General features: G+C 55.7%; 12 protein-coding genes. 8 read left to right on the top strand and 4 right to left on the bottom strand.

Annotation, left to right across the window (positions count from 1 at the left end; all coding sequences use genetic code 11):
* Positions 1 to 36 precede the first annotated feature (36 nt).
* The 3 genes from phoP to ACOTZC_RS02070 all read left to right on the top strand — a co-directional run bounded on the left by phoP (position 37) and on the right by ACOTZC_RS02070 (position 3,386).
* The gene (gene phoP, locus ACOTZC_RS02080; protein WP_028019015.1) at positions 37 to 708 is read left to right on the top strand and encodes a two-component system response regulator PhoP; all 672 of its coding nucleotides are present in this window, start codon (positions 37 to 39) and stop codon (positions 706 to 708) included.
* Positions 709 to 2,172, top strand: a complete 1,464-nt coding sequence (gene phoQ / locus ACOTZC_RS02075; protein ID WP_045401583.1) for a two-component system sensor histidine kinase PhoQ — start codon at positions 709 to 711, stop codon at positions 2,170 to 2,172.
* Positions 2,173 to 2,264: 92 nt separating this feature from the next.
* A complete protein-coding gene (locus ACOTZC_RS02070; protein WP_032638582.1) occupies positions 2,265 to 3,386 on the top strand; it encodes a cupin domain-containing protein in 1,122 nt (373 codons plus the stop codon).
* 89 nt (positions 3,387 to 3,475) lie between these two features.
* Here ACOTZC_RS02070 and pepT read toward each other — a convergent pair whose 3' ends face one another.
* On the bottom strand, positions 3,476 to 4,699 hold the full coding sequence (gene pepT / locus ACOTZC_RS02065; RefSeq protein WP_421635566.1) for a peptidase T: 1,224 nt from the start codon (positions 4,697 to 4,699) through the stop codon (positions 3,476 to 3,478).
* Positions 4,700 to 4,936: 237 nt separating this feature from the next.
* Here pepT and potA point away from each other — a divergent pair, with 237 nt between their 5' ends.
* The 4 genes from potA to potD are packed head-to-tail and all read left to right on the top strand — an operon-like array spanning position 4,937 to position 8,745.
* Positions 4,937 to 6,085 carry a spermidine/putrescine ABC transporter ATP-binding protein PotA gene (potA, locus tag ACOTZC_RS02060; RefSeq protein ID WP_174259824.1) on the top strand — a complete coding sequence of 383 codons (1,149 nt, stop codon included), beginning with the start codon at positions 4,937 to 4,939 and terminating at the stop codon, positions 6,083 to 6,085.
* Entirely contained in the window at positions 6,069 to 6,926 is an 858-nt protein-coding gene (gene potB / locus ACOTZC_RS02055; RefSeq protein WP_163353688.1) for a spermidine/putrescine ABC transporter permease PotB, read from the top strand. Before potA ends, potB begins: the two co-directional genes overlap by 17 nt.
* A complete protein-coding gene (gene potC, locus ACOTZC_RS02050; protein ID WP_023311176.1) occupies positions 6,923 to 7,714 on the top strand; it encodes a spermidine/putrescine ABC transporter permease PotC in 792 nt (263 codons plus the stop codon). The genes potB and potC overlap by 4 nt, the downstream gene beginning before the upstream one ends.
* Positions 7,711 to 8,745 carry a spermidine/putrescine ABC transporter substrate-binding protein PotD gene (gene potD, locus ACOTZC_RS02045; protein WP_023311175.1) on the top strand — a complete coding sequence of 345 codons (1,035 nt, stop codon included), beginning with the start codon at positions 7,711 to 7,713 and terminating at the stop codon, positions 8,743 to 8,745. Before potC ends, potD begins: the two co-directional genes overlap by 4 nt.
* A gap of 45 nt (positions 8,746 to 8,790) precedes the next feature.
* On the opposite strand, the gene ACOTZC_RS02040 is transcribed toward potD, so the two are convergent.
* Positions 8,791 to 10,020, bottom strand: coding sequence for an EAL and HDOD domain-containing protein (locus ACOTZC_RS02040; RefSeq protein WP_047174453.1), 1,230 nt, complete (start codon positions 10,018 to 10,020; stop codon positions 8,791 to 8,793).
* A gap of 236 nt (positions 10,021 to 10,256) precedes the next feature.
* Here ACOTZC_RS02040 and ACOTZC_RS02035 point away from each other — a divergent pair, with 236 nt between their 5' ends.
* Positions 10,257 to 12,188 (top strand): methyl-accepting chemotaxis protein, encoded by a 1,932-nt coding sequence (locus tag ACOTZC_RS02035; RefSeq protein ID WP_163353687.1) that lies wholly within the window; start codon positions 10,257 to 10,259, stop codon positions 12,186 to 12,188.
* Positions 12,189 to 12,233: 45 nt separating this feature from the next.
* Here ACOTZC_RS02035 and cobB read toward each other — a convergent pair whose 3' ends face one another.
* Both cobB and nagK read right to left on the bottom strand, forming a co-directional pair.
* Positions 12,234 to 13,055 (bottom strand): Sir2 family NAD+-dependent deacetylase, encoded by an 822-nt coding sequence (gene cobB / locus ACOTZC_RS02030; protein WP_047174451.1) that lies wholly within the window; start codon positions 13,053 to 13,055, stop codon positions 12,234 to 12,236.
* A 14-nt stretch (positions 13,056 to 13,069) separates the two neighbouring features.
* The gene (nagK, locus tag ACOTZC_RS02025; RefSeq protein ID WP_047174450.1) at positions 13,070 to 13,981 is read right to left on the bottom strand and encodes an N-acetylglucosamine kinase; all 912 of its coding nucleotides are present in this window, start codon (positions 13,979 to 13,981) and stop codon (positions 13,070 to 13,072) included.
* Between the last annotated feature and the right edge of the window lie 14 nt (positions 13,982 to 13,995).

Genomic DNA, 13,995 nt, shown 5'->3' with positions numbered 1-13,995 from the left:
AAACTATTCATACCAATTTTTTAGGGAGAAGAGATGATGCGCGTACTGGTTGTTGAGGATAACGCATTACTACGCCATCACCTGAAGGTTCAGCTTCAGGAGATGGGACATCAGGTGGACGATGCTGAAGATGCAAAAGAAGCCGATTATTATCTCAATGAACACCTGCCGGATATCGCCATTGTCGATTTAGGGTTGCCTGACGAAGACGGTCTGTCGCTAATTCGCCGCTGGCGCAGCCACGATGTCTCCCTGCCGGTTCTGGTTCTGACCGCCCGTGAAGGCTGGCAGGATAAGGTTGAAGTGCTCAGCGCGGGTGCAGACGATTACGTCACCAAGCCGTTTCATATTGAAGAGGTGGCGGCGCGCATGCAGGCGCTGTTACGCCGCAACAGCGGGCTGGCTTCACAGGTTATTTCCATCCCGCCTTTCCAGGTCGATCTCTCCCGCCGGGAATTAGCGATCAATGATGAAGTGATTAAGCTCACCGCCTTCGAATACACCATCATGGAAACGCTGATCCGTAACAATGGCAAAGTGGTGAGCAAAGATTCCTTAATGCTCCAGCTTTACCCTGATGCTGAACTGCGCGAGAGCCATACCATTGACGTGCTGATGGGGCGTTTGCGTAAGAAAATTCAGGCGCAGTATCCGCAGGATGTGATTACCACCGTCCGTGGCCAGGGCTACCTGTTCGAATTACGCTAAATGAGAGGGATTTTACGCCACATACTGCCCCTCTCGCTGCGGGTTCGTTTCTTACTGGCAACAGCCGCCGTCGTGCTGGTGCTGTCGCTCTCCTACGGCATGGTCGCCCTGGTGGGCTACAGCGTCAGCTTTGATAAAACCACCTTTCGGCTGCTGCGTGGCGAAAGCAATCTGTTTTATACCCTGGCGAAGTGGGAAAACAACCGAATCACCGTCGAAATGCCGGAAAACCTCAACCAGCAGAGTCCAACGCTGGCCCTGATTTATAACGAAAAGGGGAAATTACTGTGGGCGCAGCGTGATATTCCCTGGCTGGTCAAAAGCATTCGCCCGGAATGGCTCAAAACCAACGGATTTCACGAAATTGAAGCCGATCTCAACACCACCAGCTCGCTGATCCATGAAGATCGCTCCCTGCAGCAAAAGCTGAACGAGATCCGCGCCGACAACGCCGAGACGGAGATGACGCACTCCGTCGCGATCAACCTCTATCCAGCGACGCTGAATATGCCGCAGCTGACCATCGTGGTGATCGACACCATTCCGGTCGAGCTGAAGCGTTCTTATATGGTCTGGAGCTGGTTCATCTACGTTCTGGCTGCGAATCTCCTGCTGGTGATCCCACTGCTGTGGGTGGCGGCGTGGTGGAGCTTGCGCCCCATTGAATCACTGGCGAAAGAGGTTCGTGAGCTGGAAGAACATCATCGTGAGAAGCTAAACCCGGAAACCACCCGTGAGCTCACCAGCCTGGTGCGTAACCTCAACCGCCTGCTGAAAAGTGAACGTGAACGCTACGATAAATACCGTACCACCCTTACCGACCTGACCCACAGCCTGAAAACTCCGCTGGCCGTCATGCAAAGTACCCTGCGTTCAATGCGCAGTTCGAAGCTGAGCGTCGATGATGCCGAGCCGGTGATGCTGGAGCAGATCAGCCGTATTTCCCAGCAAATTGGCTATTACCTGCACCGCGCCAGCATGCGTTCCGGCAGCGCGCTTCTGAGCCGCGAGCTGCACCCGGTAGCCCCGCTTCTGGATAACCTCACGTCCGCCCTCAATAAGGTGTATCAGCGTAAAGGGGTGAACATCAGCCTCGATATCTCGCCAGAGATAAGCTTTGTGGGTGAAAAAAATGACTTCATGGAAGTGATGGGTAACCTGCTGGATAACGCCTGCAAATACTGTCTGGAGTTCGTGGAAGTGTCAGCGCGTCAGACGGAAACCGAACTGCATATTATCGTTGAGGATGATGGTCCGGGCATCCCGCGCAATAAGCGTGACGTGGTGTTCGATCGCGGTCAGCGCGCCGATACGCTACGTCCTGGCCAGGGCGTAGGATTGGCCGTCGCCCGTGAGATTGTCGACCAGTACGACGGGAAAATAGAAACCAGTGAAAGCCTGCTGGGCGGCGCCAGAATGGAGGTTATTTTTGGTCGCCAGCAGCCCACATTGAACGATAGTTAACCCGTTATGTGAAAAATGCGAGGATCTCGCAGCCGGGGGACTGAGCTTCCGTTATAATCCGAGTCAGTAAGAGCCTGCGGAATAAAAAAATTATGGATTATCACTTAACGCTTAACTGGCCCGAGTTTATTGAACGTTACTGGCAAAAACGCCCGGTGGTTCTGAAACGCGGATTCAGCAATTTTGTCGACCCTATCTCGCCTGACGAGCTGGCAGGTCTGGCCATGGAAAACGAAGTCGACAGCCGTCTGGTCAGCCACCAGGACGGGAAATGGCAGGTTAGCCACGGTCCTTTCGAAAGCTACGATCACCTCGGTGAAAACAACTGGTCGCTGCTGGTGCAGGCAGTCAACCACTGGCATGAGCCCACTGCCGCATTAATGCGTCCGTTCCGCGCCCTGCCCGACTGGCGCATGGACGATCTGATGATCTCTTTCTCCGTGCCGGGCGGCGGCGTAGGTCCACATCTTGACCAGTACGACGTGTTCATCATTCAGGGTACGGGCCGCCGCCGCTGGCGCGTGGGCGAAAAAGTGCCGATGAAGCAGCACTGCCCGCATCCTGACCTGCTTCAGGTTGACCCGTTTGAAGGAATTATCGACGAAGAGCTGGAGCCGGGCGATATTCTCTATATTCCGCCGGGATTCCCTCACGAAGGCTACTCCCTGGAAAACTCACTCAACTACTCCGTGGGGTTCCGCGCGCCGAGCGGCCGCGAGATGATCAGCGGATTTGCCGACTACGTTCTGCAGCGCGAGCTGGGCAGCTATCGTTACAGCGATCCTGATGTGCCTGCGCGCGAGCATCCGGCGGATATTCTGCCAGAAGAACTCGATAAGCTGCGCGGCATGATGCTGGATTTGATCAACGAGCCGGAACATTTCAAACAGTGGTTTGGTGAGTTTATCAGCCAGTCTCGTCATGAGCTGGACGTTGCGCCGCCGGAGCCGCCTTATCAGGCTGACGAGATTTACGATGCGCTCCAGCAGGGCGATAAGCTGGCGCGTCTGGGCGGATTGCGCGTGCTGCGCATTGGTGAGGAGGTGTTCGTCAACGGCGAGAAGCTGGACTCTCCGCACCGTCCGGCGCTGGAAGCCATTGCCAGCCATCTGGTGCTGACTGCCGACACCTTTGGCGATGCGCTGGAAGATCCTTCCTTCCTCGCGATGCTGGCCGCGCTGGTCAACAGCGGATACTGGTTCTTTGAGGACTGAGTCGTGATATTTGCCGGGTGGCGGCTTCGCCTTACCCGGCCTACATTCCTATCGTAGGCTCGGTAAGCGTAGCGCCACCGGGCTTTTTCTTACCGCTTCGCGGTCAACTCCGCTATCCGTACTATCACCTTCACCGCTTTTTCCATCCCTTCCAGCGTCACAAACTCATGCTTGCCATGGTAGTTGTAGCCACCGGTAAACAGGTTCGGGCACGGCAGCCCCATAAACGACAGCTGAGAACCGTCGGTGCCGCCGCGAATCGGCTTGAGCTGCGGTTCAATATCGCAGTCGCGCATCGCCTGCTGGGCAATATCGAGAATATGCGGATGCGCCATCACCTTCTCGCGCATGTTGTAATAGCTGTCTTCAATGATCAGCTCAATATAGCAATCTGGGTGTAATCCTTTACCGACCTTCTTCGCGATCTCCATCATCTTGCGCTTGCGCGCCTCAAAGGCTTTGCGGTCGAAATCGCGGATGATGTAGTGCATCTGCGCGCTGTCCACGGTGCCTTTGATGCTGGTCAGGTGATAGAAACCTTCATACCCTTCGGTCTGTTCAGGGCTCTCTTCCGCCGGGACTTCTGCATGAATTCTGGACGCCAGCGACAGCGCGTTCACCATAACACCTTTCGCCGAGCCAGGATGAACGTTGTTGCCGACAATTTTGATCGTGACGGACGCGGCATTGAAGTTTTCATACTCCAGTTCACCGACGCCACCGCCGTCGACGGTATAGGCCCACTGCGCGTTAAAGGCTTCCACGTCGAAATGCTTCGCGCCCTTGCCGACCTCTTCATCCGGCGTAAAGGCCACGCGGATGTCGCCGTGCGGAATATCTTTGCCCTTCAGCACCCCCAGCGCCGTCATGATTTCCGCGATCCCCGCTTTGTCATCCGCCCCCAGCAGGGTTTTCCCGTCGGTGGTGATCAGCGTCTGGCCCAGCAGCTGATGCAGCACCGGGAACATCACGGGCGAGAGCACTTCGTCGCCAATGCCCAGCGCAATGTCGCCGCCGCGGTAATTTTCCACAATCTGCGGGTTCACATTTTTACCGCTAAAATCAGGAGAGGTGTCGACATGGGAGATAAAGCCAATCGCCGGAATGTCACCCGGGACATTCGCCGGCAGCGTTCCCATCACAGTGCCTTTCTCGCTTAACGTGACGTTGACCAGCCCCATGGCGTCAAGCTGCTCTTTCAGCAGGTTTAATAACTTCCACTGACCTTCGGTGCTCGGCACCTGGCGAACACCCGGTTTAGATTGGGTATCCAGCGAAACGTACTGTAAAAAACGCTCAAGTAATTTATCCATGCAGTCACCCTCACTTTTTGTGACAACATTATCAATAAGCATCAAAACGCAAATATTGCGTCAGGTCACTTTTATCCCGCAAACGAGAATATTTTCCGTTTATATCGTTATGCGTTAGTAAATGTAGCTTATGAATCAGTGACAAGGATTGGCGATTACCGGGGATTGCCGTAGAATGTCCGCCCTCATTACGAGTCACCAAGGTGGTTACACACAAACCCCGCTTCAGTCTGCTGCCTGAGGCGTCTATATGGGACAGCGCAAAAATTGAATACACAATCCCGTTCACGTTCACCGCTGGTGCAACTGGAACGAATTCGTAAAAGTTTTGATGGTAAAGACGTTATTTCCGACCTCACTCTGACCATCAATGACGGTGAGTTTCTGACGCTGCTTGGCCCCTCGGGCTGCGGCAAAACAACCGTTCTGCGCCTTATCGCCGGGCTGGAAAGCGTCGATAACGGCCATATCCATCTTGAGAACCAGGACATCACCCGGGTTCCCGCCGAAGATCGCCACGTCAATACCGTCTTTCAGAGCTACGCCCTGTTCCCGCACATGACCGTGTTTGAAAACGTGGCGTTTGGCCTGCGGATGCAAAAAACGCCGGCGAACGAGATTGAACCGCGCGTCACCGACGCCCTGCGCATGGTGCAGCTTGAGACGTTTGCCCAGCGTAAACCCCATCAGCTTTCCGGCGGCCAGCAGCAGCGCGTGGCCATCGCCCGCGCCGTGGTCAACAAGCCGCGTCTGCTTCTGCTGGATGAATCCCTCTCCGCGCTGGATTACAAGCTACGCAAGCAGATGCAGAACGAGCTAAAAGCCCTGCAGCGCAAGCTCGGCATTACCTTTGTCTTCGTTACCCACGATCAGGAAGAGGCCCTGACCATGTCCGACCGCATCGTGGTGATGCGCGACGGCAAAATCGAGCAGGACGGCACGCCGCGCGAAATCTACGAAGAGCCGAAGAATCTGTTTGTCGCCAGCTTCATTGGCGAGATCAATATCTTCGACGCCACGGTGATTGAGCGTCTGGACGACCAGCGCGTGCGAGCCAGCGTCGAAGGGCGCGAGTGCAATATCACGGTCAATTTCCCCGTCGAAAAGGGACAAAAGCTCAACGTTCTGCTACGCCCGGAAGATCTGCGCGTCGATGAAATTCACGGCAATACCGAGGCCGAAGGGTTGATTGGCTATATCCGCGAGCGCAACTACAAAGGGATGACGCTGGAGTCCGTTGTCGAGCTTGAGAACGGCAAAATGGTGATGGTCAGCGAGTTCTTTAACGAAGACGACCCTGACTTCGACCACTCTCTCGACCAGAAAATGGTTATTAACTGGGTAGAAAGCTGGGAGGTTGTGCTGGCTGATGAAGAACACAAGTAAATTCCAGAATGTGGTGATCGCCACGATCGTCGGTTGGCTTGTGCTGTTTGTCTTTTTGCCCAACCTGATGATCGTTGCCACCAGCTTTCTGACCCGCGACGACGCTAGCTTCGTTTCGCTGGTCTTTACGCTGGACAACTACGCGCGCCTGCTCGATCCGCTCTATTTTGACGTGCTGCTGCACTCGCTCAACATGGCGCTGATTGCCACCCTTGCCTGTCTGGTGCTGGGGTATCCTTTCGCATGGTTCCTCGCGGGCCTGCCGCAAAAGGTGCGCCCCCTGCTGCTGTTTTTACTGATTGTTCCCTTCTGGACCAACTCGTTAATCCGCATCTACGGGCTGAAGATCTTCCTTAGCACTAAAGGCTATCTCAACGAGTTTCTGCTGTGGCTGGGAGTGATTGATACGCCGATCCGCATCATGTTTACCCCGAGCGCGGTGATTGTCGGCCTGGTCTATATCCTGCTGCCGTTTATGGTGATGCCGCTCTACTCCAGCATCGAGAAGCTGGATAAACCGCTGCTGGAGGCGGCAAAAGATCTGGGCGCTAATAAGATGCAGACCTTCATCCGCATTATTATCCCGCTGACCATGCCCGGCATTATCGCGGGCTGTCTGCTGGTAATGCTCCCGGCGATGGGTTTGTTCTACGTGTCGGATCTGATGGGCGGCGCGAAAAACCTGCTGATCGGTAACGTAATCAAGAGCCAGTTCCTGAACATCCGCGACTGGCCGTTCGGATCCGCGACGAGCATTACGCTGACGGTGGTCATGGGCCTGATGCTGCTGGTCTACTGGCGCGCTTCACGGCTGCTGAACAAGAAGGTGGAACTCGAATGATCGGTCGACTGCTTCGCGGCGGTTTTATGACCGCCATTTACGCTTACCTGTATATCCCGATCGTTATTTTGATCGTGAACTCGTTTAACAGCTCACGCTTCGGGATTAACTGGCAGGGCTTTACCACCAACTGGTACAGCCTGCTGATGAACAACGATAGCCTGCTGCAGGCCGCGCAGCACTCGCTGACGATGGCGATCTTCTCCGCCACCTTCGCGACGCTGATTGGCTCGCTCACCGCCGTGGCGCTCTACCGCTATCGCTTTCGCGGCAAACCGTTCGTCAGCGGCATGCTGTTTGTGGTGATGATGTCGCCGGACATCGTGATGGCCATTTCGCTGCTGGTGCTGTTTATGCTGCTGGGCGTACAGCTTGGCTTCTGGTCGCTGCTGTTCTCGCACATCACCTTCTGCCTGCCGTTTGTGGTGGTGACCGTTTTCGCGCGCCTGAAAGGGTTCGACGTGCGCATGCTGGAGGCGGCGAAAGATCTGGGTGCCAGCGAGATGATCATCCTGCGCAAAATCATCCTGCCTCTGGCGATGCCCGCCGTGGCGGCCGGATGGCTACTTAGCTTCACCCTGTCGATGGATGACGTGGTCGTGTCCTCCTTCGTCACCGGTCCGAGCTATGAAATTCTGCCGTTGAAGATCTATTCAATGGTGAAAGTCGGCGTCTCACCGGAGGTGAACGCGCTGGCGACCATTCTGCTGGTGTTTTCGCTGGTTCTGGTGATTGCCAGCCAGGTTATTGCTCGTGATAAAACAAAATCTCAGGGGACAATGAAATGAAAAAAATGCTCGCCGCTGCGGCGCTGGTGCTTGGCATGGGTGCCGCGCACGCTGATGACAGCAAAACGCTCTACTTCTACAACTGGACCGAGTACGTGCCGCCGGGCCTGCTGGAACAGTTCACAAAGGAAACGGGCATCAAGGTTATCTACTCGACCTACGAGTCGAATGAAACCATGTACGCCAAGCTGAAAACCTACAAAGACGGCGCGTACGATCTGGTCGTGCCTTCCACCTACTTTGTCGACAAAATGCGCAAAGAGGGCATGATCCAGAAGATCGACAAAACGAAGCTAACCAATTTTGCAAACCTCGATCCTGAGATGCTCAACAAGCCGTTCGACCCGAATAACGACTACTCCATTCCGTATATCTGGGGGGCAACCGCGATCGGCGTGAACAGCGAGGCCGTCGATCCAAAAACGGTGACAAGCTGGGCCGATCTCTGGAAACCAGAGTACAAGGGTAGCCTGCTGTTAACCGACGACGCGCGTGAAGTGTTCCAGGTCGCGCTGCGCAAGCTGGGCTACTCGGGCAACACGACGGATCCGAAAGAGATTGAAGCGGCGTATAACGAGCTGAAAAAGCTAATGCCTAACGTGGCGGCGTTCAACTCTGATAACCCGGCAAATCCGTATATGGAAGGCGAAGTGAACCTGGGGATGGTGTGGAACGGCTCCGCGTATGTCGCCCGCCAGGCCGGTACGCCGCTTGAGGTGGTCTGGCCGAAAGAAGGCGGGATCTTCTGGATGGACAGCCTTGCGATCCCCGCCAACGCGAAAAACGCTGAAGGGGCGCACAAGCTGATTAACTTCCTGCTGCGCCCGGACGTAGCGAAACAGGTTGCCGAGACGATTGGCTACCCGACGCCAAACCTCGCCGCACGCAAGCTGCTGAAGCCTGAGGTAGCTAACGATAAATCGCTCTATCCGGATGCCGAAACCATCAGCAAAGGTGAATGGCAGAACGATGTCGGTGACGCCAGCCGCCTCTACGAAGAGTATTACCAGAAATTAAAAGCGGGCCGGTAACGGTATCGCGTTCTTCCTCACGCCGCCCGTACGGCGTGAGGAGGATTAACTGACCGCATTCTCCCCTGCCCAGATTGTCGCCTTTCTCATCGCCTCAACCACATCCTCATCCGACAGACCCAGCGCCTGACGAACCCGGGTCGCCTCGTCCCACTGCTGCTGTTCATAGTATCGGCACAGGCTCACCATATCGGCTAACCGTCCCTCCTGGTGGCACAGGGCATTGCTCACGCTCTGCGGGACCGCAATTTGCTTCATCAACTCGGCCATCGGCAGCTCAAGGAGGGTATCGAGCAGAGAAAACAGGCCGCACATGAAGGCATTTTCAGCCAGCATCGGTTCGTTCATCGTCTCGGCGATCAGTTCGCAGAACTTGCCGCGCATCATGCTCAGCGGGTAAAGCTCGCTGACGGTGTCATTGCCCGCACTGGCGAGGACCACGACCGCAACAAACCGTCTCAGCTGGTTTTCCCCGAGGTATCTGAGGACTTCGCTCAGGGTTAACTTGCTGAAATTACAGGCACCGATATGTTTAAATGCGGTGTGCTTCATGTAGCGCATAATCTTATAGGACAGCGTGAGATCGGTTTTAATCAACGACTCGACGATCCGAAAATCGGGTTTATTGCGTCCGACCTCCATTTGCAGCCGAAAAATCGCCAGCTGATTTTGCGATAGCCGTTTATATTTAATGACCTCCGGACGGCAGAAAAAATAGCCCTGGAACAGCGAGAATCCCTCTTCCCTGTATTCGCTGAATTCCTCTTTAGTCTCAATTTTTTCAGCGAGATATTTAATATGCCCGGTTAAATGTTTACGCTCTTTCAGATACTGTTTAATTTGCGCTAAGGTATAATTCCTGACGTCAAACTTCAGTATTGAAATATAGGGTAAAAAAACATCCCATTCTGGCGCAAGCGTGAAATCATCAAGCGCAAACTGATAACCATCCGCACTCATCTCCCTGACAGCCTGCAACAGCTCCGCTCCCGGCACAGCATCTTCCAGGATCTCAATGACCACGCTTTCTTTATCCAGCGCTTCTCCACTGCGGTCTATGACCATTCGCGACGGGAAATTAATAAACGAAGTATGTGCCCCGGCGATGCGCTGGGACGGCACGCATAAAAACTGATCTGAGATCATCCTGGAGGTGGCATATTCTGCCGACACATCCGGAAAACGGTTTGTCATCCCATCTCTGAACAGCAGCTCGTAGGCCACCGTCTTCATCTCAGGGTTAAAAATGGGTTGTCGCGCAATAAATCCGTACATATCCCATCCTCCTCTACAACTTTATATTTATTAGCATCCTCTTTCTACACGACGATAACGAGCTTTATCGAGCACTATTTTGATTGAATGCACAAAATAAAAGCATCCACACTAATTAACTGGATTTACGAAACAAAATTTAAATTAAATATTCCTGACGATCTACAGAAAGAGGAGAAAATATCCGATAAGGAATATGTGCCTGCCCGACATGCACGATATTACGGGAGATGAGAATGAAAGACGCCATGGTCCGAAGAAAAAAAATAAGCGTCAAGACGTTGATGCTGTTGTCCATTTTCCTCACCGTAACGGTGGGCTTTACGGCAACGATCGGGTTTATGATGTGGCAGTGGATGGCGCAGCAGGAGGTTCTGGCCAAAAAACATATCCGCCAGATTGCCGAGGTGCAAGCGTTGCAGGTCAGCAAACAGCTGGATTCTGCCCTGACTGCCGCCCGGGACATGGGCAACAGCGCCCTGGCGCTGCGCGAGGCGGGCGTGACCGAACGCCAGAGCCTGAACCAGCTGCTCATCCACTACCTTTCGGCTCACCCACAGTTTCTCTCCATGTCGATGGCCTTTGAGTCTAACGCGTTCGACGATAAAGATGCCGTCTGGGCCGGTCAGAGCGGTGAAGATCCTGCCGGGCGCTACGCCCGCTACGTCGACCGGGACGCCACCGGCAAACCGGCATTACACCTGCTGACGGACATCGAAACGCCCGGCAGCGGCGATTATTATCTGCTGCCGAAACAACGCCATAAAGATGTGATCATCGAGCCCTATATCTATCCCTACAACGGCGTGGACGTGATGCTCACCTCGATTGCCGCCCCCATCATGCGCGACGGTCAGTTTCTGGGTTCGGTCACCTCTGACTTCTCCCTCGCCACGCTGCAATCGACGATCGGCGCGATTAAACCGTGGAACGGCACAGGCTACGCCCTGCTCCTCTCCGCAGCTAATAACGTGGTGTCCAGCCCGGACAAACGCGCGGCGGGCAAGCCTTACGCCGGTCAGATTGCCGGTCATGACGTCACCCGGGTAAACGATCCGCTGCTGAAGGAGGACGTGTTCATCACCTGGCAGGACATCGCCGTCGGTAACAGCCAGACGCCGTGGAAACTCGCCATTATCACGCCGGTCAGCGAAGTGATGGCCGAAGCGCGCGCATTTTTACTGAAAGCCATCATCATGATGGTGTTAAGCATCGTGGCGGTTAGCCTGGTCATGGCACAGATCTTCACCCGTAAAGTTGACCGTCCGGTTGGGGGCGAACCTTCGGAGGCCGCCGGGATCGCCCTGGCCGTTGCCCGGGGAGATCTGAACAACACCATCCCGGTTCGTTCCGGAGATACCCACAGCATTTTTTATGCCCTGCACACCATGCAGATGCAGCTCAAGCGCATCGTCGACAATATCAGCGAAGCCAGCCACTCCGTGCACGGCGGCACCAGCGAAATTTCGGCGGGCAACCTTGACCTCGCCTCGCGAACCGAGGAACAGGCGGCTGCGATTGTTGAAACGGCAGCCAGCATGGAAGAGATTTCGGTCACGGTGAAGAATAACGCCGACAACGCCCACAAGGCGACCACGCTGACCGATCGCGCCGCAAGCCTCGCCGGGCATGGCGAAACGCTGGTGAACGACGTGGTCGTGGTGATTGGGGAGATTGACGAGAGCGCGCGTAAGATCGGCGAGATTAACAGCATTGTCGATGGCATCGCCTTCCAGACTAATATCCTGGCGCTGAATGCTGCCGTTGAAGCGGCACGGGCTGGCGAACAGGGGCGCGGCTTCGCGGTCGTCGCAGGGGAAGTGCGCAATCTTGCCCAGCGAAGCGCTAACGCGGCAAAAGAGATCTCTCAGCTGATTGCCGAGTCCTCAGGGCGCGTGAGCAAAGGCGTTGAGCTGGTCAATGAAACGGGGGTGATGATGAAACAGGTGATTGAAGCGGTATCGCATGTGCATCTGGTCATCAACGATATCGTTCAGGCGCTGGATGAGCAAAATCGCGGGATTAGCCAGGTCAGCACCGCCGTTAACCAGATGGACAGCACGACCCAGCAGAATGCCTCTCTGGTTCAGCAGATCTCTGCGGCGGCGCTCTCGCTGGATGAGCAGGCTAAATCGCTCGAGAAGACGCTGGCGTTCTTCCATTCATAAATAAAAAGGCACCCGCTGGACGGGTGCCTTTTCACGCGATTGCCGTTACAGCCCTTTCAGCAGCTTGTCGACAAACTCCGGGACGACCGTGCTTGCCAGACCGTAGTGTTTCTCTTCAAACTCGCTGCCCACCTGGCTTGGCTCAAGATTGAGTTCTACCGTATGCGCGCCGTGCAGCCGCGCTTCGTGGACAAACCCCGCCGCCGGGTAAACATGGCCGGATGTGCCGATGGCGATAAATACGTCGGCCATCGCCAGCGCGCTGTAGATATCATCCATTCCCAGCGGCATTTCGCCGAACCAGACCACGTGCGGACGCAGGCGCGACGGGAACTGGCAGCAGTGGCACTTATCCTCAGGCAGCACGTCCTCTTGCCAGTCCAGCACCTGACCGCTCCAGGCGCAGCGAACCTTGAGCAGCTCGCCGTGCATGTGAATGATGTTCTTGTTACCGGCCCGCTCGTGCAGGTTGTCGATATTCTGCGTTACCAGCAGAAAACGATCGCCCAGCGCCTCTTCCAGCTTCGCCAGCGCCATATGCGCCGCATTCGGCGCAACGTCAGGCTGCTGAAGCTGACGTCGGCGGGCGTTGTAAAACGCCTGGACGAGATCCGGATCGCGGGCAAAGCCTTCCGGCGTGGCCACATCCTCCACGCGGTGCTCTTCCCACAGCCCGTCCGCCGCGCGGAAGGTTCGAATTCCTGACTCGGCGGAGATCCCCGCCCCGGTCAGCACCACCACTCTGGGTTTATCCATCGCTTCTGGCATCATTCTGTCTCTGAAAAAGATCCGCTGGCGCAAGCGCTCACGCAAGCGGCGTTTGTTTTTGCGAAAACGGCTGAGTCGACCCTGGCGACGCGACAGCATAGAAACCTCGTAAACTAATCGGTGAGATGAAGGAATGCGGCTCCGCGCATGCCTCCTGCATCCCCGTGTCGCGCGCGTTCGATACGCGGCACGCGGGCAACCGGCAATAAGTGTCGGGGCAAACGCCCGGACAACCGTTCCGTAATCGCGGTAAAGTTTGACAGCCCTCCCCCGATCACCAGCAGATCCGGGTCGACGATGGTGAGAATATTTCCCAGACACACCGCCAGCAGATCCAGATAGCGCTCGACGTGCTCACGCGCCTGCGCATCCCCTTGCTCCCACAGGGTAATGATTTGAGGGGCCTCAAGTTTCTGATGATAGAAGTGTTCGTAAAGCCATGCAAACCCGCGGCCGGAAAGGTAGTTCTCGATGCAGCCGTGCTGGCCGCAGCCGCAGCGGGTCAGCGGGAAATCACGCCCCACCACCTCGAGAGCATCCACCGGCAGGCGGATATGGCCAAACTCGCCGGTAATGTAGCTGCGACCGGTGATGGGCTTACCGTTGACGACGATCCCCCCGCCGACGCCGGTACCGAGGATCAGCCCCATCACCAGCGGATACTGACGGAACTCATCGTCCCAGGCTTCGGAGAGCGCAAAGCAGTTAGCATCATTGTCTAAACGCACGTCGCGTTCAAGGAGAGCAGAGAGATCGGCGCGCAGCGGTTTACCGCTGGCGGCAGGCACGTTGGCGGCATACAGCGTGCCGTCGTCGGTTTCGGGCATACCCGGAATGCCGATGCCGACGCTGCCTTTGACGCCAAAGCGTTCATCGGCCTGCGACACCAGCGCGGCAATCGCGGTTAAAAATTCGTCGTAGCTTTCGCGCGGCGTGGGAACGCGGGTTTCCCACTGCAGTTTGAGGTCTTTATCAAACGCGCCGAGCGCAATCTTGGTGCCGCCAATATCAAATCCGTAATACATAACGCATTCCTCCT

The organism is Enterobacter cloacae complex sp. SHL009, from assembly GCF_049237205.1.
GTDB classification, from domain to species: domain Bacteria; phylum Pseudomonadota; class Gammaproteobacteria; order Enterobacterales; family Enterobacteriaceae; genus Enterobacter; species Enterobacter cloacae_M.
The sequence above is the reverse complement of the archived record's forward strand: the minus strand, read 5'-3'. Positions and strand labels throughout refer to the sequence as shown.